Raw genomic sequence first — 20,867 nt, forward strand, 5'->3', positions numbered from 1 at the left:
CTCACCGCCGCCTCGGGTCGAGTTCAGGGAATCGCTGTTCCCAGACATGCGCGATCGCTGCTGGTACGCCAGAGCGCACTGCTCCCCACAGAGCGATGAGCTGGCCAGCCGCGAGCACGGATCGTTGGTCGTCCGTGGAACCGTGCATCAGCACCTGCCGGTACAGGTCGACCAGGCCCTCCTCCGTACCGTCATGGCCGAGGGCGGAAGTGTTCCAACGAATGGACAGGTCGCGGGCGGCACCATCTGCCTGCCCCTGCAGTTCCTCGAGGCGTTCCACGACCTGAAACGGCTGGGCGAGCAACCAGTCGGGTGTTCCCGGCTGCTGCAAAGCTTGGAAGACATCGTCGTCGAGCCAGCGCTGCAGGGTCTGGAGGATCTCGCTCCGGGTGGCCGCGGCCCCGTCGAAGTCGATTTCGATGTCGGCGTCATGCTCTGCCATGGTGAGTACGTCCCTTCTGCATCAACGGCCTGTGTCCGTTGTCCAAGCATGGTTGCTGCCGACCTTACGAGGTCCGCCTTGGCAACCGATGTGGACCAGGTCGAAGGTGAAGGTGCCGGGGACGGTTACAGCGTCCATGGCGGCCTGGACACGTAGGACACGCTCCAGAGCGACTCGGTGATGCATCACGTCTCCAGCTCGGCTTCGCGCCCGGCCCTCGCATCGGGCGTCGCTTCAGCCCAGGGTGCTGATCACCAGACGCCGCCGATACCCACCTCCCGCACCACGGGCCGACACCGACACCGATCCGGCCTGACGGTCAACCGAAAGCCAGCAGACGCCCGCCCCCCGGGCACACCCCCTCCTTTCTCGCACCTCCTTGTCACGCCGGTACGGCTCCGAGGGGTGCCGGCGGGGCCCGCACCGCGGGAGCGGCAACAGCAGATTTGCCCGCCATGCGGGCCAGCGCGGCCCGACCGTCCCGCCACAAGAGCCACCGGCCACATCCGCAACACGCCTTCCACAGACTGGCATTGCGCACAGGACCCCCGACGCCGGCAGCACCAAGAATCCGAGGAAACCTTGTCCATGCATGTCCTCCCGGAGGAGCTCATCCGGGCAGACCACGCCGAACGCCTGCGCCGTGCCCAGCGCGAACGAGTGGCGGTCCGCGTGGCGACCACAGCCCGCCACAAGCGCCGTGCCGAACGGGCGCGGCGCTCCACACGACGCCCCTGGATCCGCTGGCTCCCTGCCGTTAAGGGAGGCCAGTGATGACCACCCTTGCCCAAGCCGTCGACCTCCCCGATCCGCTCTTCCGCCGCTACATCGCCATTCGCGAAATCGGCCACGGACTCACGGCGGTGGCCACTGGACAGGCACGTGTCGTCGCGTGTGCCCTCGAGCCGGGAACGGCTCCTGACGGCACCCGCTTCGACGCATTCACCGAGGTGCGTTGGCGAACCCTCCACGCTTACCTCGCTCTGCTCCAGGCGGGGGTGATGGCACAGGAACGGTGGCTACGAGAGCAGGGGCTGTGGACCCCGCGACGGGACCTCGCCACCCAGGTCGCGGCACGCCACAGCAGAGCAGCTGTCCAGGCGACGGCCGCCAGCGAAGACCAGATCGAGCGGGCGGCCGCCTGGGCCCAGGAACTCCTCGACCGCCACTGGACGTTGCTGCTTCACTGTGCAGGTCTGCTGGACCGTCGTGGCCACCTCGACGGATCCCACCTGCGCAAAGCCCTCCGCGAGGGGGAGCAGAGGACCTGACAGTCACCGTGAACACGCTGGGCCCCGGGCGTCGCGTGCGACGCCCGGGGCCCCTTGATCCACTCCGACGACTCCACGCGGTCGTCAAGTCCGAAGAGGACTAGCGCATGCGGCGCAGGCAGACCTGCACCTGGTCTGCCGCATCTCGGCGAACCATCAGGCCGTTGTCTCCCACGTGGGCGATCGGAACCTCGGTACCGGCCTTGAGTACCGAGGAAACCCCGGTCTTCAGCATGACCTCGGCGACAACGGGCCCGGACGCATTCGAGGCATCCGCCGCCTCGACGGCCCCATAGGCGACGCCAGCATCGCTGATCGAAGCCACGTTGATCGTCTTGCGGTCCCCGTCGCTCTGCAGGCACACGCCCTTCTTCGTTTCCAAGTCGAAGGCAACCGGGCCAGCCGCGAGATAGCGGCCGTTGGGGGAGGACACCACCGCGTAGGAACTCCCAGAGGAGCCTGACGACTCTTTCGCGGCACATGCCATGTGCGCCCGAATCCGTCCGCTGGCTGTGTCGTGCACCGCCCATACCGGGGTCGCATCCCCGTACTTGCCGGTGCGCCATGAGGCAAGGAGGTTGGTACCGGACACACCGTACGCCCGTCCGTTCAACGCTCCCAGGAAGCCCGACTTAGCGGCGACTCCGGCTGGCTTCACATTACTGCTCAACCAGCCACCTGGAACCCCAAACCCGCCGCTACCCATAGCGACCACCGGTCCCTTCGAGGTAGCCGACATCACCATGCTGCCTGAGCAACCCGTGGTGTCGGCGCACTGCGGGAGCAGCGCGTCGGCACTCCCGAAGGACGTGATCGTCCCCGTTGAGACGTCTACTTTGGCAGCCGAGGTGCCGTAGAGGCCGTCGCCGCCCCACGAGACGAGGAGAGACCCATCCGCTCCGCTCACATGCACCTGCCCGGGACGGGCGCTGATCGGAACGGAGATCACGCGTGCCGGCGCGACCCCCTGGCCCTTGCTGTCCGCCGGGTACACCACCAGATCGACAACCTCACGGCCGTTATGGAGCTGGTCCTTGCCCCGCATGCCGTGCGCCCACGCCACGACATACTCGCGGCCTCCAGCCGAAACGGCGGTCACATCCGGGATCTCTGCTGCATCGGTGCCATCTCCCTCCGCTCCCGAAACCTCGGAGGGAGGAGTCCAGGGCTTGCCCACCCAGCGGATGGCGCCGGTGGAGGCCTCGTGAACCCTGACCGAGTACCCGCCAGAGGCAGCCTGCAAGAGGCCCACGCCATCAGAGCCGACGGGAGTGACCGGAATCGAGTCCACCTTTTGCGGAAGCCAGGCAAGCACCGCGTCCCATCCTCGGCTTGCGTCGTAGCCCGACGGTAGAGACAGCTTGGCGAGAGTGGGCTGTTTGGACCGCCCTGGCTGCCCTGGCTGTGAGCCCGACTCCCCGGCATCACTGCATGCGGACAGCAAGCATGCGGCCAGCACCGCTCCGATGGCAGTCCCCGCCGCGCTATGCCTACGCCATACCATCTGCGCCCCCTGTCGACCCGCACGTCTCTGTGATCTCCAGCGCCCTGGAGACTAACAGCAGCCCCCGGCGTCCCCCATCCCCCACCGTCGCCAACGTCGGTATGCACGCGATGTTTTGGCCACCGACGTCACGCATTCCCGGCATCGATACGAACTCTGCGACCTCCCGCTCAAGTCGCCGACTCGACACTCGACGGCTTCCGACGCTGCGGGCTCGCCGCTTCCCTCGACACGTCTCCGGGCGGGATACGACGAGCGCGCGGCCCGTCACGCGGGCACACCGGTGACGACGACGCGCGCAGCACGCGAGCCTGGGGCCCCTTCGTTTCACCGGTTCGGCTATCGGTAACGGCACCCTGGAGGTTGCTTGTGTCCCACCTTCACCTCGTACGCACAGCGACTACGGCCTCTGCATCCGCCGCATCGAGCCGTGATTCGGCTCCACGCACGACTGAGACCTGGTACATCATCCGTGACTACGTCACCGTCCGCTCCGGCCCCGGAACGATCTGCCCCGCCGTCGGGCACCTGCACTATCTCGACAGCGGAACCCAACTCAGCGAGACCGCGGACTGGGTCCATCTCCGCCTGCGTAGCCGTTCAGCATCCGGTCTCCCGGCCGGCTCCACAGCGTGGGTCGCCAAGACCCATACCGCCCTGCGTCCAGACTTTTGACCGGATCTCTTGCGCGCAAGCCCCGTCCCTAAAGTGAAGGGCCTGGAGGAAGGCAACAGTCATCCAACCCGCCCTTGCCGAGCTGAGGCCACGGTGAACCCGTAAACTCGCCTCCTCCAGACCCCATGGGGAAGGAAAGACGACAAGATGGAGCCGGCCGCCGCCGCAAACCACGGCGATACCGACGCACTCGACGCACCCATCTATGCGGGGCTCGTCCGCGAGCTGGGGGATGTGCCCGCTGATGCCCGCCGTGCCGCACAGATGGCGCTCAAGAAGGCGGACCCGGCCGTCTACTTTGGAACTTTCGCAGAAGCACGGTGACTTGAGTCCGGGCTAGAACGTCGGCCCTCAGCTCCAATCGCCATGTCAGCGCGCAGACTTCCTGGTCCTCGTGCGTGTTGGATTGTCGCAGTATGCGGTGCGCGGGTGACTGCGGTGAGTAGCATCCCGGATCAACACCACTCGGACGAACGGAGACAGCAAGTGTCTGATCCTGCGGAGAGCGCCAGCCTCTACACCCAGTACACGTCCAAGGTCGAAGAGGACCTGGCGGCTCGGGAGAAGGAGCACGCGGAGCTGGTTAAGCGCCTGGCGCTGGTGGAACGCGAGCTCGAACTGCTGAGGAAGATGAAGGCGGTGATTGACGAGGATGGCTCGTCGTCCCAGGTTGGCGTCAAGGTTCCGCAGGAAGAAGGCGCGCAGGACGCAGAAAATCGAGGGCCCCAGGCGGCGACGGCCGGTGAGCCCGGGGATGCGTCCGCCGCGGCTGCGAGCGAGCGAGGCGCAGTCCAGGCGCCTCGGAAGGCCACAGCGAAGAAGACCACGGCCAAGAAGGCGCCGGCCGGGAAGAGCACCGCGAAGAAGACCACCGCGAAGAAGGCCACAGCGAAGAAGACCAGGGCCAAGAAGACGGCTGCCGAGGAGTCCACTGCGCAGCAGGCCGAGCCGGGGACGTCCCGACGACAGCTGATCTTGGACTACTTCGCAGAGGTCGGCCAGCCGCGCTCGAGCGCGGAGGTCACGAGGGAACTCACCCAGCGCCACCCCGAGTTCACGTCAAGCCCTGCGGCCACCCGCGAGGCGCTCGAAGCGCTCGTCGCGAAGGGCAAGCTGGAGCGCACGACTCAGGGGCGAAGCGTCTACTACGGCCCTGTGACGTCGGCCAGCGCGGGTGCCGAAGACACGGCCAGCGAGAAGGAATAACGGACGCCGTGATCCCAGCCGTTGGTACTGCAGGGGCAACCCGGCACCACTCGCACGGTCCACCGGTGCGTTGTGAGTCGCAGGAGTCGGCGGCAAAACCTGTCGCGGCAGCCTTGAGCCAGTGAAGAGGCTGGTGCGGCGCGACGGGGGGGGCGCGCCGCACCAGTGCCCCTAACGGTAGCGAGTACGGCGCCGTCATGCGGGTGGAAGTCGAGAACCTGCCGTCGCCTGGTCCGCGACGGCAAAGACGCTGGGCGGGGCAAGCGTTTCCGTACGTTCGGTACGGCGGCAGTACGTCGTCGGAAATCCGCAGATCAGGCACCGATGAGACCGACGTGGGATACATACGTGTATGCCGCCCAGTCGGAGTCGATATCGCGGATGAAGTCCTCCCAGCGTCCTTTCAGCTCAGTCTCGTTGCCGTGCTGGAAGGCGTCGATGAAGGCCGGCCACTCTCGGCGTGCCTTCTTGGTACGGACGTTGAGGTCGCGTCGGTACTTTCCCCGCACGGTGGTCTGGTCGACGGGGTAGATCTCGAGGGTGATTCCACGCCCCTTGTTGTCCAAGTGCCTCTTCAACCAGCCCAGGTTCCGAAGCATGTTGTGGGCACGCAAAGTCCAGTAAGCGGTGTCCACGAGCTCTCGGTTGCCCAGGCCGGGCCGCTGAGTTCGACTGAACCAGCGGCGAATGGTGCCGTCTGTGACGGCCACACCTGCCTGACGCAGCGCCGTCACGCCGCCCTCATGGGTTGCCAGGTACTTGAGACGGCCGTTGAGCCCCCGCGTCGATGTGACGGGGGATTTGATACCTCCGTCCCGCAGGAACTGCTGGACCAGCTCCTCCAAGGAGCGGGCGAGAGCGAGGCCTCCGTGTACGTTCTGCGGCATTCCGTCAGCCCCGTAAAGGCCGAAGCGCTGCCATCCAGTGTCTGCCATAGGTCAGCTCCCTAGCTGAGGTACAGGGCCTTTTCGGCGTCGAAGACATAGCCCTCGTCGGGCTTGTCCTTCATCTCACTGAGCCTGCGGCCATAGGGGATGATCTCGCGCCAGTCGCGGTCTCCGGCGACGTGGATCTCGTCGGTGCCCATCATCTGCACCAGCGTGAGACCGCCCTCGTGCAGCTTGTATCCACGCAGCCAGAGCGCAGCGAATGCCTGCGATCGAACAGTGTGCATCCAGTCCGGACGGTACAGCTCACGGTTGTAGCGCGAGTTGCCCATGGTCGAGGCGAACTTGGCGTACATGTCCTTGAGGTAGCCAGTGATGAGCGGCTGATCCAGTTCGTAGGCGGCGAGGCGCAAAGCGTCGAGGGATCGGCGCAGTTTGGCCAGCAAGTACTCCGTTGCCCCAGAGGTCCACGACTCGGAGATCCGCGGCGCGTCGCAGAGCTTCTTCTCATGGCAGCTGATGAGCAGCTTCACGGTGGCGGTGTTCAGGAGCAGTGGCCCCGGCTCTTCCCGATGCCCGAGGGGGTTCGGGAGGTCCGGGTGATGCCACTCCGGCTGCTCAACCAGTTGGTAGATGCCAGCCCTGCGCTTCTGGAATCCGCCGTCCCGGTCATGCTCCAACTTGCCAGTGGGGAGCCAAGTGTTGAACGCGTTGAGATAGGCCGCGTTCATGTCCAGAACCGTGACGGGCAGGCCAGCGAGCGCACCGCACCGAACCCCTTCGAGGACCTGCGCGTTGACCCACTTGTGACGGCCCTCCCAGGTCTCGTCTGGCTCCTTCGGGCCTTTGGCCTTCAAGAAGGGCGGAGTTGGCGGCTTCGCCGTGTGCTCATAGCGCGCGCTGACACGGGAGAGGTTGAACAGGTCGACGACGTCTTCAATGGCGTGGTCTGCCAATACCTTGGGCAGCGCCTCCAGGTCTCCGCCGGCCGCGGCGAACCGCTCCTCGGTTCGCCGGGCGAAGGCCTTGAGAAGGTCGACATCTTCCGGCTTGCAGTGCTCCCGGGCCTTTGTCAGAAGTTCGACGAGCGCTGAGTCGTCTGCGTATCCGGATGCCGCGGACTGGGTGGCGGGTGCGGGCGTGCGGGAGACACGGGGGCTTGGCGTCGGCGCTGGCCGTTGTACCTCCGGCTCCGCAGTCGCGGGTGCTGGGGGCGCAGAGGGTGCAGCGGGCGGGTCACTGGGGGCATCGCCCGTCTCGGCGGCAGGGTCGAGGAAGCGCGCGTTGCCGAGATCCGGGGTCAGAGTGACTGTATCGAGCTGCCCAAGGTCACGCTCGACCACGTCAACTCGGGCCGTCTGGTCGCCGCGGCTGACGATCAGTGTCAGCGCGGGATCAAGGGTGCGGATGACGGCACTGTCATCGGTGTCCAGTGCCGCGATCACCGGCACCTGCAGGTCAGTTGCGAGACGTGCCAGGATGTGCGCCTCTCTCTCCAAGCGGGCTCCGGACAGGGGGACGCCGTCCTTCGCCGCGTGCTGCAGCCGGTCGACGATCACCAGACTGATGCCCTCCAGTGAGGCAGCCGCATGGCGGATGTCCTCGGCGGACAGGCCGGGTCGGTCCAAGATCGACAGCCGTGCCGCTGCGAGCGTCTCCCTCGCGTTCTGAACGAGCGCCTGTTGCGGGGAGGACAGCTGCCCAGCCCGCAAACGCTGGTAAGGGACGCCAGCCTCGCCCGCGATGAGGCGAGGGGTGATCTCCGCTCGGGTCAGTCCCGACGCGGCATACAGAACAGCGAGCCCCTGGGCCTTGGCGGTGGTTCGGGCCGCGGCCATGGGGAGCAGCGTGCCGCCAATGTGAGGAGCCGCAGCGACCACAATCAGATGGGCCCCCAGGAGGCCTTCGGTGGCTGAGTCCAAGGAGGGCAGGCCGAACGAAACCGGCAGAGGGCCGCTCGCATTCAAGGCATCGCTGATCGAGACCAGCTCCGAGGGGGAGATCGTGTTGACGGCCGCGTGTGCGATCAGGATGGCCACGGGGGTGCCGTGCCGTGTGAGCACCTGAGGTCTACCGGCGCTTGCTTGACGGACGAGATCGCCGAACACTGCCCGTGCCTGGGTGATGGGTGTTCGGGGGAGTGCCGGCAGAGCGTGCTCGAGGTCGGGCCCGAGCCCATTGAGGGGAGACAGGACGGCGGCGTCACCGATGACCGTGGGAGTTCCCTCGATCGCACGGTCCACCACGGCCTTGAACGAGGCTCGCGCCGCATCCACTCCCATGCGCTGCGCATCCACGCGCACCTCCAGAGCTGTAAGAATACCTTACGTTTTCCCTTACAGAAATCCTTACAGAGTCTGGGCTGGCATTCAAGTCGCTGACGCAGGGGAAGGTGACGACGCGCTGTCCCTTCGCAGCGAAGGCTGACTTTTCTCACCGAAAGGTTGGGAGCGGCAGGCTTCAAGGCCCTTTGGTACAGCCCGCACACGTGCGGCAATTCCGCACCGGTCTGTCAACGCCCGCACTACGATGCGCGGATGAGTGAGCTGGCGCCGGCCCGACGGCGGACCCTGTACCAGCGCGGGCCGTTGCGCCGCGCACTGCTGGACACCTCTGTGCTGACCACGGACATCATCGCGGCCACCCGGCGGCCCGCCCCGTCGTCGTTCGTCGCCGGGGCGCGGGCGGGGACGGTGCGGTGCCTGATCCCGGTTCACGTGTGGGAAGAGGTGCCGAGAGTCCTGGCCGACCGTCACCAGGAGGGCGGCCGGTTTGATCTGGGGCGGGCACTGCAGCTGTGGCAGTCGCGGTACGCGCCCGTCCTGTACGTCGTGGACACCACCGGCCTGCCGATGACCCCGCAGGCTGAGATTCTCGCCGGGCGGGACGCCTCTGATGTACCGATGCTGCTGCTGGCCGGGGTGATCGCCCCGGTGGTCATCGTCGGGACCGACGCGGACCTGGTCGATAGCGGCCTCGCCGTCAGCGACTGGATCGCCTTGCGCGCAGCCTTGGGTGACGTGGGAGTGACGGAAGGCCGGATGGCCGACCTGGAGCGACAGGCCAGTGTCTTGGCGAACCTTACTGGCCACCTCGCTAGAGCGGCGGTAGAGCAGCTCAGCGAACCGAAGAAGTTGGCGGCCGTGGCAGTGCTGGGCACCGCGGCGGGGGCACTGTACTGGCGGCAGCGGAAGCGTCCGCGAGTCCCCTTGCAGTGCGAGCCGGTGCTGCCTGTGGTGCTGGAGCACGTTTCGACGCGAATGGCCGCACTCACCGAACGGCACACCCGCGGTGAGGACCTATGGCGGCAGGCAGAGCTGGGTACACCCGGCGACACGCTCCTGCACCGGGTCGCCCGGACACTGGTCAGGTCCCGGGAGCCCCTGACTCGCACGGCGATCGTGGAGCGCCTGGGCGAGGCCGTCCCCGGTACTGGACACGCTGGGCGGATGGCAGCTGTCCTGGACGTGCTAACCGCCCACGCAATGTTCGTGGACGTCACGGACCGGGGGCACTGGCAGGTCGGCCGCCTCGGCGGCCGGTAAAAGAAGAATGCCACCGTCATAGGCAGCACGTACTGTCGGAGCATGGGCGGGGGGAGTGGAGCTGAGCTGGGTGCACGAGTGGCGAAGGCGCTGCAGAAGGACCCGAACTGGGTTCGGTGCGCCGAGTGCCAGGAGTCACTGCACATCGAAGTGGCCGAAGACGCCGCCTCGGGCAGCGCTCACCGGCTTCCCGACCTCATCGTCCGACTCCGGTGCCCTTCTTGCTGCGCTGTTGCTACCCCGCGCGTGGCCCGGCAGCCGACGACGCTCCTGTAGAGTCGTCCCCGTCCTTCCCGGGGACCGGGGACGCCCTCGTAGACACAGACACCAGTGGATCACGGCCGTCAACAAGGCCAGCTGCCTGCTGTCGGCACAGGGCCGAGAGATACCCCCGGGCTTCACGGACAGACTGCCGCAGATCAGCTACGGCCTCCTCGGAGTACCCCCCATCGATGTACACCGTCAGCAGTGCCGCGGCCTGGGAGAGAGCCTCGGCAGCCTGGAAAGCACGGTCGGCTGCGCGGGGCGTTCGCCTCTGCACTTCGATGGCCCGCGCCAACGTCCGGGATGGCATCGCGGGCAGTTCCGTCAGGGCATTGGCTCGTTCCCCGAATCGGGCAGCTGCTCGATATGCGGCGCCAAGGGCCGGCGCCCCTGCATTCTGCGCGATGAATCCGATGCGCCGTGCGGTGGTCAGGAAGGGGTCGCGCTGGTCTGAGTCGCTGACCTTCGAAGACGTCAGGTCCGCCGGCAGTAGCCTGTCCAGGTAGGCGCGGGAGGGGCCTACCGCTTCTTCCCACGTCGCTGCTGCGGCCGTCAGGAGAAGCCAGCTGCTGCGGCTATCCGCCGCCGAGGGCTCGAGTTGCAGCTGCGCGACAGCTGTGGCGACCGTCCGTGCAGCCACTTGCACCGTATCGCCGGGAAGCCCAAAGCTCTTGAGCTCATCAGCCACTTTTTCGGGCATCGGTGCGCCGAACACGAGGCCCCATGCCCAGCCAGCCCGCATCCAGGCGATCGAGTCCTCCCCTTCCAGCGTCCCGAGTGCAGTCGACCGCGCCTGCTGGTGAACCCATGACGCCAACGCCGCCACCACCTGAGAGCCACCGGCACCGGTGACCTGCTGGGCGGGACCCATGAGATCGGCCACCGGGACATCGGGCAGGTGCAGGACTTGGCGACCAGGAACGGCAATCTCGCCCGTCACAATGACGAAGCGCTCGTCAGGGCGGTCACGCTGGGCCCAAGCACACAGCGCGCCCGCCAGGTCGAGGTGAACCTCTCCTGGCCCGGACGGATCTGCGGACGATCCCACCTCGTACCAGCGGTCGGGCGCACCCCGCCCGTCAGACTGCTGCCCCCTTGGAATCAGCTGAGCGAGCTGGTGCCACGCCTGCTCCGCAGCCTCGGTGTACTGAGCCAGGGTGGCCTGGCCGCTCAGGTACTCCTCCTCGATGTCGCGAAGGTAGGACACCCACGGGGCCTGCTCTGCCTGCCCCGCCCGCAGCGCAAACGCTGCGATCTCGTCAGCCACGACCTGCCGCTCTACTTGGGTTCGCTGAGCTTCGGGGCTTCCGGAAACCTGCTCCACCACAGAAGCGAAGAGCCGGGAGGTGTCCACGGTATTGCTGTCCGCGAGTATCACGCCTTCGCCGGAGGGTCGGATCGCGGCGACGACGGTGCGACCACTCTTGCGTAGTGCGGCGTGGAGGTAGCACGCATCGCCGGCCTGCGTGGATTCCAACAGAACTGTCTGGGAGACCCCGGAAGGCCGATCAAGGAAGGCGGTCGCCCCGCCGTCCCCAGACGCGCTTTCGCCGGGATGGGACAGGTCTCCTTCACCATCGTCGGACGGGGATGCACCCTGTTGGAGGGCGGCCAGATCCCGCGCCTTGCCGTGGCCGAGGGCCCGAACCCGGGTGAGGACGGACATGCGCGGCGGGGCATCGGACAGCACATCGGCCCATCGCCGGCCCATATGATGCCAGTCGGTTTTGTCCCCGGAACTCTCTCCTTCTTTCAGGAGCCAGACAGCGAGCGCGGCATCCAACTCCGCACGCTCCTGGGTGCTCAGCGCCGCATAGCGAATACGCCGCAGTAGCAGGCGTATGGCAAGCGTCTGCCAGTGACCCAGGGCGTCCGAGCATGACAACGTGACCCGACTTCCTGGTCGATCCCTGCGCAGCCACCAAAGAGCGGCGGCCAAGGCCTCATGGGTCACGCCGTCCTCCGGCTCGCCCCGATCCACGGTGAGGCGATACAGCCTGGGAACTGCCCGCTGCCACTTCCCCCAGCCAAGGCTCGGCCGAGCCAACTCAGATGGGTCTCCAGGGAGCAGCCCGAGCAGTGCCCCCCACGCCTGCTGCAGGGCCCTCCATTCGCTGGCGAATTCAGCGAACTCTTCCTCGCCCGACTCCAGAGCTGTTCCCACCCGGGTCAGGACGAGCTCGAGATCAGTGGCCGCATGCTCCACGGACAGGTAGGCCGCAAGAGCCAGCCGCTCTGCCTCCCCACGGTGTCGGAGCCATCGATCTCGGCCCGGCCCCCGCCGCACAGGATCGGGCGCAGTCAGTTCGGCCTCGTGCTCAGCGAGGTACGCCCACAACGCGTATCTGGCCTGTCGCTGCACCTCCGCACTCTCTCGCTCCACCTGTCCTGCTGCGTACCTCTCGCTGCCGACAGAGCACCCGGGGCCGCGCTGGGCAGACCAGATGTCGAGCAGGTCCCGCTCTCGCCGCGCGCTCGGGTGCTGGGCTTGCCACTTGGCCGCCCGGCGCTGGTCGTCTGCACTCAACTGTCGACCCGCCCGCCATTGGGCTGCACGTGCCTGTGCCGCCGCCACGACTTCTGCATCGTCACCGAACCGGTCCTGAGCCCAGGCACACATGTCCTCGCTCGCGGCCCCGACGAAACCGGCGACTTGAGCCGCTTCCTGACTGCTGAGCACTGCCTGCAACAGGAAGAACTCTGCCGCCTGCTTCAGCTCAGGAACCGCGTCGCAGGCCGCGCGGAGACGCTGAAACCCGTGCACGTAGTACGAGAGGGGGCGCACTCCATCCGTCGGACCTGTACTGGAATCCGAGCCGAAGGTGTCCATGTGCCGCAGGAGGTCGATGAGCTCCGCCCCTGTGCTGCAGAACTGCTCCCAGGCCGCCTCATCGATTAGCCCTGCGACAGTCCTTGTCCCAGCAGACGGCAAATTGGGGAAGTAGGCGGCCCACTTTGCCGCGGCCTTATCCCACGGGGCAGTTGATGCTTCCAGGACCGGCGCTGCTGTTGTACCCACGACGTCTGCAAGCCATCGCCCAGCCTCCGCATGAGGATCCCGCTCACCCGTAGCACCATGACGGGTGCCGCCACTTGGCCACTGCGCCAACGCTCGCGCCGCGACCTCGCGGACCTCGAGAGGCACGGCTCCCTCCTCGTCCAACTCCAGCACGAGCCCTCGAAGACCGGTGCGCTCACAGGTCAGCACCTGTTTCAGTGCATCTGCGGCATCCGGGGTCACCCACTGCGCCTCCACTTCATCAGTGGTGGAGAGCCCCAGCACCGCGTAGTCCGGCGACAGAGAGACGGGGGCGGCATCGGGCTGGCTCATCAGGTCGGCACTCCTTGGGACATCGTGCGGCGCGCACCGATCACACGGCACGTCTCCAACCCAGCCTGAGAACATCGCGCCGAGTTGTCTCCCCCTGTCTGGACAAAAGGTCCGCTGGTCCCGCCCTGCGCAACGCCATCAGGAGAAGCAGCCCGCCACACGGGAAGCACTTCACATAGACGGTGGGCGAGAACGGCGGCCACGCCGGTGCCCCCCCGGAGTCGGCGGGGTGCCCGCTCCACGGGACATGCAGCAAGACCCATCCCGCCTCACGGGAAGCGCAAACCCTCGATCCGGATAGCCCTTGTCCCAGTGCCTCCGACTCGCCCAGCGTGGCACCTGGCAACTCCGCGATCACCAGGGGGCATGGTGTCCGACCACACTGCGAATCCGCCAACACCAGCACAGCGTCTCCAAGCCGCCGCTCTGCAGCGCATCGTGGCCGCCCCCATCCCCGATGTGGCCATGCAGGAACTGATTGAGAAGGGCAAGGCGAACGCCCTGGCTGACTTCACCGGCGCCCCCATCCGGTACGCGGATCGCTGGTGGCGGACAGACGAAGGGCAGTGGTACGCCCTGGATGAGGCTGGCAGCGCACTCGTAGACGCCCAGGCCGAGCGCTGGCGTGCCGCGCACGCCACAGTGGTGCCGCCGATCCACAGCGGACCCGACCCAGCCCCGAACACCACTGCGGACCAAGCAGCCGGAGAGTCGCGATGACCGCCCCAGACGTCTCACGGCACGAAGCCCTGGTGATCAACGCGCTGCTGCAGGACCCCAGCTTCGTGCACTGGGGATTGACCAACCCGGCAGCCCCGGGTGAACCCTGGCTACAGCCAGCAGACTTCCGCACCCCCTTGCTCGGAGACATGTACGAGGTTCTCCGCAATGCACAACTGCAATCTCCCAACGGATACTTTGCCAAGCCGCCGGCAATAGAGCTCTACCACGGACTCTGGAACCTGTACCAGGCGCGGGCAGCACAAGGCGACCAAGCCGCCCAGAGGCTCATCACAGACCGGAGCGCCTGGGAGGGACGAGGCGGGCTGTGGGAGTACATCAACCACCTTCAAGCTCCACAGCACGGTCACCCCTCCACCGCCTTCGAGCACGCAGTCGAGGTCTGGAACGCGAGCCCCCGCCAGGAGCCGCTGACTCAGGCCCCGCCCTCCCCGGGAGACGTCCAAGCCGACATCCAGGCATGGGGCGCACTGTCTATCGTGGGCGCCGTACTCCATGACCCGCGCAACGCCGAGGCCTTCCGCTATCAGCCTCAGGACCCGACAGCCTCCCCGTACTGGCTTCAGGGCGAGGACTTCGACGACGAGTTCCTCAACGTGGCCTGGCAGGCCCTCGTCACCGGCCCCAACGCCGTCATCCACTCCGAAGCCGCACGCGATCCATACCTCGTTGGCGACGCAAGGGTCATCACCCTGACCCGCCTGACGGTCGACAACATGCAGGCCATTCTCGCGCAGCGAGCACCCACTGACCCCTCCGCAGCACAAGCGCTGAGCGATCCCACCTTCCGGCAGCGTGCCGAGCTTCTCCTGATGCAGGACCAGAACGCCTCCCTGGCACACCTCCCTCCCGACCAAATCGGCCGGCACGCTCGGGAACTCGTACTGGACCCCCACATCCGAAACTACGTCGCCCAACTTGGTGAACAGACCAACGCTGAGATCCGCTCCGCAGGCCCCGTAGCCCAAGGCCTCCTCGCCGCGCTCGCCCGCTCGGTGGCCGCAATTCAGCGGCTGAGAGAGCGCGTCAACAGCGCCGCCCCACCAACCTCCATGCAAGCCGAGCGAATTCGAGTGAGCCGGCCGGAGACGGCCTACGCCACCCCTGCACGCGAGCGCGTGATCATAGAAGCGGCACTCCAGAATCCGGACTTCATGCGAACCGAGCAGTACCGGGCCCTGCGCGGTGAAGACTTCACCGTGCCGGAGCACCGAGCCCTGTTCGAGGCTATGCAGCGTCACCCCACGCCCTGGCACCCCCTCCTGCTCGTCCAGGAGGCGCACCTGACAGGCAGCAACGCGCAAGCCCTGAACGGCGACGTGATGGTCCAGATTGCCTCCGCCGCCTATGCCGAAGCAGCCCGAGTTACTCATCCGACGGATGGAGGCCCGCAGGATCCCCGGGTGATGGCGCAGCAACTGGTCACCGTCACTCTCCGGCGGTCGACCGAGCAGGCCAACACTGTCGTGGTCAAGGCGGCCCACACGCCCCAGATGTCGACTGACGCCATGCTCGGCATCGCAGCACAGCAGTACACCCAGGCGGCCCAGTCGGCGCTCCGCTACAACCCGACTCCTGGCCAGACCCCCCGCCAGCCGCAGCAACCTCACACCGCTCAGTCGCACGGCCAGTTCGCGGGCGTGTGAACCTAATCTGAGTTCAACTCAGGCAGGAGACCTCCCCGCATGATCACTCTGCTCATTCTCATTATCCTGGCGATCGTACTTACAGTCGCCTCGGGAGTGAACTGGGCCGTACGGCCAAGGCAGATGCGCGGGGTCGCTCCTCTTGTCCTCCCAGCATCTCCACATCACTGACTGGCCCGTGGCCGAGCGGCTGGCGGCATGGCGCGCGACGACTGATGCGCGGCCGGTCGTACGCATCGGACGATGCTGGAAGCGTGTGAAAACCGGGCTCTGGAAGTCCGGTGAGTCAGTGGATAACGCGGCCGGCATGGGCGCAGTGGCACGCCGTCTCGACGGTGGCCCGGGTTAGATGGGCGGCGTCCTCCCGCCCCTGCGAGCCGGGGCTCGTCATTCCGGGACGTAGTGACGTGTCACACCGCTGATCGGTGTCAGCGCAGACGAAGGCGCTGGCAATGGTCATGCACTTCTTGAACGATCGTTCGGGCCCGTGGGTATGCGGCGCTGTGCCGGTCAAGGACGAAGGCAAGATCGCGTAGCAGCATCACGCTGCGGGTGGAGGCAACGGTCGGAAGCCGGGTGAGGGCGGTCTCGGCTGCATCGACGGCGGTGTCGAGGTTGCCGAGCTGAGCCTGAGCAAGGCTGTAAAGGGCTCCGTGACGTAGGGCTGAGCGTTGATGGTCGCCGCCCAGCGGCGTCTGCGCCCTGGCCTGTAAAAGCTCAGATGCCCGGGGTAACACGATCAACGGGTCAGCGGTGCGTTTGGCGGCCAGAATGACCAGGCCGCGTCCAGCGATGGCGTCGAGCTCGGTCCGGTCGGCTTGGCTGGCCTCGGAGGGGGCTCCGACTTGAAGGGCTGCTTGTTCGAAGAAGCGGTTGCTGTCGTCAATCGATGCCTCGAAGGCGTCTAGTTCGCGAGCGCTGGCGTGGGCGATGCCCTTGCGGGCGGCGACGAGGGCTCGCACGCTCGGTGTGGTGTGCGTGGCTGCCTCAGTGGCCGTCACAGCGAGCTGGACGGCATCGGCGGCTTGTCCGTAGTCAGCCGCTTGTTCTGACATGCGAGCGAGGATGTTTGCTACGAGGGCGTGATCACCTGAGGCATGGGCGGCTCGCAAAGCCATGAGGTAGAGGCGCTGGGAAATGCCAGCAGCGAGTTCGTCATGATGCATGGAGGCCAGGGTCTGGCAGATTTGGCCAAGAGATCGGGCCAGATGGGCACCGGCTTCGGGGGAGTAGTCGCCTTCTTGGAGCAGCTTCACGATGATCGGGACGGACATGCTGATGGTCTGCCTGGCGGAGCTGCCTTCCCTGTCGTCAGCGGCCTGTGCGGAGGCGACCAGGCTGTCCACGATCCGCAGTGCGGATGGCGGGACCGCGGTGGTTGGCGTGCGCGGGGCGATGAGACGGGGAATCGGGGCGGCGAGGGATTGCCAGGCCAGCGTTGTCAGGACGGTTCCCGTGGCGGCCAGCACGACACGGCGTGCCGGCACTGTGTCCAGTTCCTTCAGCAGCTTGTACAGGCCGGTAATGTCCCACGGTTGATCGAGTCCTTCGTGTGCGCGGATCACCTCGGTGACGGTAGTCGGGCCGCGGTGGACCCAGACGTCATCGAATGTGAGGTCCCTGCCCAGGGCGGTCGATAAGGCTCGGACAACGAGAGCCGGTACGGGGCCGCTCGGGACGTGCCCACGCAGCCACTTGTACGGGGTAGTGCGGTGGATCACGCGGCGGCTGCCGGCCTGGCGGAGTAGCCGGTTCACGCGGTCGGCGAGCACGCCGACGTTGTCCCAACCGGTCTCGGTTATCAGCTGTCCGAGCTGGTGATTGGGTGAGAGCTCTTTTGACCGAGCCATGGGGCAGCCCTTCAACACGATGGTGCATCAGAGGGTGACGGAGAATTTACACTGCGTGGCCAATCGTTCCGGGTCACTTCCGGGAAGTGGCTCGATCGTCCCGGCCCTAGGCAGCCGCCGGGGAGGGGCCGCAGCTGGTTGCACAGGTTGCACAGCATCCAGCTCTAGCGCCTATGCAGACGCGCCCCTCACCCTCAAAGAGCCTTTGTAGCAGCCAGATTGACGGTCACTCAGGTCTCACTTGCACCGGTGGCCTCCTGCTGCTCTCCGCCTGTCCAAGAGGAGCCTCATGACCGTCATCGTCGGCTTGAACATGAGCCACGACAGCGCCGCGGCGCTCATCGTGGACGGCCAAGTTCGCGGGGCCTTAGCCCTGGAGCGCATCACGGGTGTGAAGCGCGGTGTCGTCGCCCACCACGCCTACCCCGCCGCTATGGCCCGCCTGATCGACGCTGTCCTCGCTGACCAGGACCTCGGTCGGCGGGACGTCGATCACTGGATCGCGACCTCCACCGAGACCCGCAGCCAGGGCGAGGAGAACGGGCTGCTGGAAAGCCTTGGGCTGCTCACGGACCCGGCATCGGCGCTCGCCCTGCCCCACCCCGGGCACCACCTCGCCCATGCCAGCGCCGCTTTCTACTGCAGCACCGCAGACCGTCCGGCCGCCGCGCTCGTCATCGACGCCTACGGTTCACGCATCGGTCAGGAGGCCCGCGAGCAGGAGAGCGCCTTCCTCTTCCAGCCGACCGGGGAGCCCCGGCTGCTGTGGCGAACGGTTCGCCCCTCCAGCAGGATCGCCGGACGACGCAGGGATGGAGACCTGTGGATCCCCTCCGATCTGTCCGGCATCGGAGAGGTTTACCGGGCTGTCACGCTCGCTCTCGGCTTCGCCGAACCTGGCTCCACCTACGACGACGCTGGCAAGACGATGGGACTGGCCAGCTACGGCAAACCCTTGTCGAAAGAGCCGCTTTTCATCCACACCGACGGGGACCAAATCCGGTTTGACGGGGCCGCCGCTCACCTCGCCGACCTCGGCTTCGCTACCCGCACCACCGACGGCTACCTGCTGCGCCCCTCGCACAACGGGGACCGGTTCGACCACCAGCACTTCGACCTGGCAGCTCAGCTCCAGCTGGAGTTCGAGGCCGCCTGCCTGGCGCTGGCCGCCCGGACGATGCAGGAGGCCGGCACCCGCCGCCTTGTGCTGGCCGGCGGCTGCTTCCTCAACAGTGCCCTGAACACGCGTATCGCGGCGGAGCTGCAGCCTGAGGATCTGTTCGTGTTCCCCGCTGCGACTGACGATGGCAACGCCGTCGGCGCTGCCCTGTACGCCGACCGTGTCCTGCTCGGCCGCGCTGCCCCCGCACTCGCCTCGCGGATGACCCACGTCTACCTCGGGCCATCTCAGGTCACCGGCGAGCAGGACACCATTCAGGCCCTCGCCCAGAAGGCCGGGCTGGACCCGGTGACTCACGCCGATGAGCGCAGCGCCGCCGAAGCAGCGGCCGCCGCCGTCGCACGCGGGGAGATCGTCGGCTGGTTCCAGGACCGCGCCGAACTCGGCCCGCGAGCGCTGGGAGCCCGCTCTATCCTGTGTCACCCGGGGATCGCCGGGATGAAGGATTGTCTGAACGCCCGCGTCAAGTTCCGTGAGGGTTTCCGCCCGTTCGCGGCCTCGGTCCTCCAGGAGCAGGCGACGCAGTGGTTCGACCTGCCGTGCCACGACAGCCCGTTCATGCTCCTGGTCTGCCCCGTTCGGCCTGACAAGGCGCCGCAGGTGCGGGAGATCACCCACGTCGACGGCACCTGCCGCCTGCAGACCGTGGCCGCTGACTTGCCCGGCGGTTTCCGGGCGCTCATCGAGGAGTTCGAGCGGCTCACCGATATCCCGATGGTACTGAACACCAGCTTCAACGTCCGGGGCAAGCCGATCGTCGAGGACCCCGCGGAGGCGATCGACTGCCTGTTCAGCAGCCAACTCGACCGGCTGTTCATCGGCACGACCGAAATCCCCGGCCCCGATCGCCTCGATCTTCGACCAGTCCGCACGCCGCGAGCCAGCACCACCGGTCTCGACCCGGACGAGGCGCTCCTGCTCGACCTGGCCACTGGCGAGCGCCCCCTTCGAGAGGTCGCCGAGCACCTCGGCTGGCAGCCGGACCGGGCGGTCGCGATGGCGCTCGACCTGCGCCGGCGGGCGCTACTGGGCTGGGACGCCATTCCCGTCTACACGGCCCCGGAACTGCCGATGGCGCAGTACGACCCCCACCACGGGGGCTGACGTGTCAGGTATCGACCTCGCCGACCCGGATATGTTCGCCACCACCGGAGGTCTGGAGGAACTGCGGGAATTGCAGCGCAGCTGCCCGGTCTACTGGAACTCCGGGGCTGGTACCGGGTTCTGGGCGCTGACGCGGTATGTCGACGTCGTCGAGCTCTACCGGAGTCGGCGCCAGCTTTCCAGCCAGTACGGCATCCACGTCGGACAGCTACAGGAGGCCGACCAGCCAGCCCGCGGCCGGATGCTCGTGCAGTCCGACCGCCGCACACACAGCCGGATGAAGGCCGCGCTCAGCCGGGCCATGACACCCCAGGCCCTCTCCTTCGTCGAGGAGCCGCTGGCCGAGACGGCGCGCAGGGTGGTCGACGAGGTACTCCAGGTCGGGAAGGTCGATTTCGCTTCGGCCGTGGCCACACGGATGACCCTGACCCTGACCGGTCTGATCCTCGGGATCCCCGCCGCCGACCGCGAGCAGGTCTCCCAGTGGACCGCCGTGGCCTTCGGCTCCAGCTCCGGCCCGCTTCCCGCGCCCGAACCCAGCCAGCAGGACGTGGCTGAAGCCAACACTGAGCTATTCCTCTACTTCCAGCAGCTCCTGCACCGTCCCGGCGCGGGCGAGGGAGTACTTGCCCGGCTGCGCGCCGAGAAGCGGGAGGATCTCGACCTGGAGCAGATCCTCTACAACGCGCACCTGCTGCTCGCCGGCGGGCACGAGACGACACGGCAGGCCTTGGTGGGCGCGGCCAGCACCTTCATCGCGGCGCCCGAGCAGTGGCAGCGACTGCGCACCGACCGGCAACTGTTACCGGGCGCGGTGGAGGAGATCCTGCGCCTCAGCGCGCCCAGTCTGAACGTAATGCGGACAGCAACCGAGGACCTCACCATCGGCGGCACCACGATCCGAGCCGGGGAGCGCATCACGGCCTGGCACCCGATCGCCAACCGCGACCCCAGCGTCTTTCCCGCCCCTGACCAGGTCGACATCGGACGCCAGCCCAACCACCACCTGTCTTTCGGGATGGGCTCACACCACTGCCTCGGGGCCTGGCTTGCGCGGCTGACCCTCACCTGCCTGCTCGACGCGATGGCGCAGCGCGTGACCCAGCTCGACCCGGCCGGACCCGGGCGACGGTCCCGTTCTGTGCGCACCTGGGGCTACGACTACCTGCCCGTCACCCTGCTCAGCTGACCGGCCTTCACACACTGCCGAAAGAGAGCACC

14 protein-coding genes are annotated in these 20,867 nt (G+C 67.1%); 8 read left to right on the forward strand and 6 right to left on the reverse strand.

The window, feature by feature from the left end:
• Position 1: 1 nt before the first annotated feature.
• Positions 2-442 (reverse strand): hypothetical protein, encoded by a 441-nt coding sequence (locus ACWC0C_RS19445; RefSeq protein ID WP_450865000.1) that lies wholly within the window; start codon positions 440-442, stop codon positions 2-4.
• A 773-nt stretch (positions 443-1,215) separates the two neighbouring features.
• Between ACWC0C_RS19445 and ACWC0C_RS19450 the strand changes: the two genes are divergently transcribed.
• Positions 1,216-1,713, forward strand: a complete 498-nt coding sequence (locus ACWC0C_RS19450; protein WP_450865001.1) for a hypothetical protein — start codon at positions 1,216-1,218, stop codon at positions 1,711-1,713.
• A 100-nt stretch (positions 1,714-1,813) separates the two neighbouring features.
• Here ACWC0C_RS19450 and ACWC0C_RS19455 read toward each other — a convergent pair whose 3' ends face one another.
• Positions 1,814-3,028: a hypothetical protein gene (locus tag ACWC0C_RS19455; protein ID WP_450865002.1), complete on the reverse strand. Its 1,215-nt coding sequence runs from the start codon at positions 3,026-3,028 to the stop codon at positions 1,814-1,816.
• 1,011 nt (positions 3,029-4,039) lie between these two features.
• Here ACWC0C_RS19455 and ACWC0C_RS19460 point away from each other — a divergent pair.
• Together ACWC0C_RS19460 and ACWC0C_RS19465 are read left to right on the forward strand one after the other, a co-directional pair.
• Complete coding sequence (locus tag ACWC0C_RS19460; protein ID WP_450865003.1) at positions 4,040-4,216, forward strand: hypothetical protein; 177 nt, start codon at positions 4,040-4,042, stop codon at positions 4,214-4,216.
• A 162-nt stretch (positions 4,217-4,378) separates the two neighbouring features.
• Positions 4,379-5,098, forward strand: a complete 720-nt coding sequence (locus tag ACWC0C_RS19465; RefSeq protein ID WP_450865004.1) for a hypothetical protein — start codon at positions 4,379-4,381, stop codon at positions 5,096-5,098.
• A 314-nt stretch (positions 5,099-5,412) separates the two neighbouring features.
• Here the strand turns inward: ACWC0C_RS19465 and ACWC0C_RS19470 are convergent, their stop codons facing one another.
• Together ACWC0C_RS19470 and ACWC0C_RS19475 are read right to left on the reverse strand one after the other, a co-directional pair.
• Positions 5,413-6,033, reverse strand: a complete 621-nt coding sequence (locus tag ACWC0C_RS19470) for a hypothetical protein (RefSeq protein ID WP_450865005.1) — start codon at positions 6,031-6,033, stop codon at positions 5,413-5,415.
• Between the two features lie 11 nt (positions 6,034-6,044).
• Positions 6,045-8,282 carry a type II toxin-antitoxin system prevent-host-death family antitoxin gene (locus ACWC0C_RS19475; protein ID WP_450865006.1) on the reverse strand — a complete coding sequence of 746 codons (2,238 nt, stop codon included), beginning with the start codon at positions 8,280-8,282 and terminating at the stop codon, positions 6,045-6,047.
• A 240-nt stretch (positions 8,283-8,522) separates the two neighbouring features.
• On the opposite strand from ACWC0C_RS19475, the gene ACWC0C_RS19480 reads away from it, so the two are divergent.
• Entirely contained in the window at positions 8,523-9,530 is a 1,008-nt protein-coding gene (locus tag ACWC0C_RS19480) for a PIN domain-containing protein (RefSeq protein WP_450865007.1), read from the forward strand.
• 235 nt (positions 9,531-9,765) lie between these two features.
• Here ACWC0C_RS19480 and ACWC0C_RS19485 read toward each other — a convergent pair whose 3' ends face one another.
• Positions 9,766-13,125 (reverse strand): hypothetical protein, encoded by a 3,360-nt coding sequence (locus ACWC0C_RS19485; protein ID WP_450865008.1) that lies wholly within the window; start codon positions 13,123-13,125, stop codon positions 9,766-9,768.
• Positions 13,126-13,563: 438 nt separating this feature from the next.
• On the opposite strand from ACWC0C_RS19485, the gene ACWC0C_RS19490 reads away from it, so the two are divergent.
• Complete coding sequence (locus ACWC0C_RS19490) at positions 13,564-13,845, forward strand: hypothetical protein (RefSeq protein WP_450865009.1); 282 nt, start codon at positions 13,564-13,566, stop codon at positions 13,843-13,845.
• A complete protein-coding gene (locus ACWC0C_RS19495) occupies positions 13,842-15,512 on the forward strand; it encodes a hypothetical protein (RefSeq protein ID WP_450865010.1) in 1,671 nt (556 codons plus the stop codon). The genes ACWC0C_RS19490 and ACWC0C_RS19495 overlap by 4 nt, the downstream gene beginning before the upstream one ends.
• A 428-nt stretch (positions 15,513-15,940) precedes the next feature.
• Here the strand turns inward: ACWC0C_RS19495 and ACWC0C_RS19500 are convergent, their stop codons facing one another.
• The gene (locus tag ACWC0C_RS19500; RefSeq protein ID WP_450865011.1) at positions 15,941-17,362 is read right to left on the reverse strand and encodes a hypothetical protein; all 1,422 of its coding nucleotides are present in this window, start codon (positions 17,360-17,362) and stop codon (positions 15,941-15,943) included.
• Between the two features lie 289 nt (positions 17,363-17,651).
• Between ACWC0C_RS19500 and ACWC0C_RS19505 the strand changes: the two genes are divergently transcribed.
• Positions 17,652-19,646: a carbamoyltransferase C-terminal domain-containing protein gene (locus tag ACWC0C_RS19505; RefSeq protein ID WP_450865012.1), complete on the forward strand. Its 1,995-nt coding sequence runs from the start codon at positions 17,652-17,654 to the stop codon at positions 19,644-19,646.
• A gap of 1 nt (position 19,647) precedes the next feature.
• On the forward strand, positions 19,648-20,835 hold the full coding sequence (locus tag ACWC0C_RS19510; protein WP_450865013.1) for a cytochrome P450: 1,188 nt from the start codon (positions 19,648-19,650) through the stop codon (positions 20,833-20,835).
• Positions 20,836-20,867 lie beyond the last annotated feature (32 nt).

The organism is Streptomyces sp. NPDC001709, from assembly GCF_053596375.1.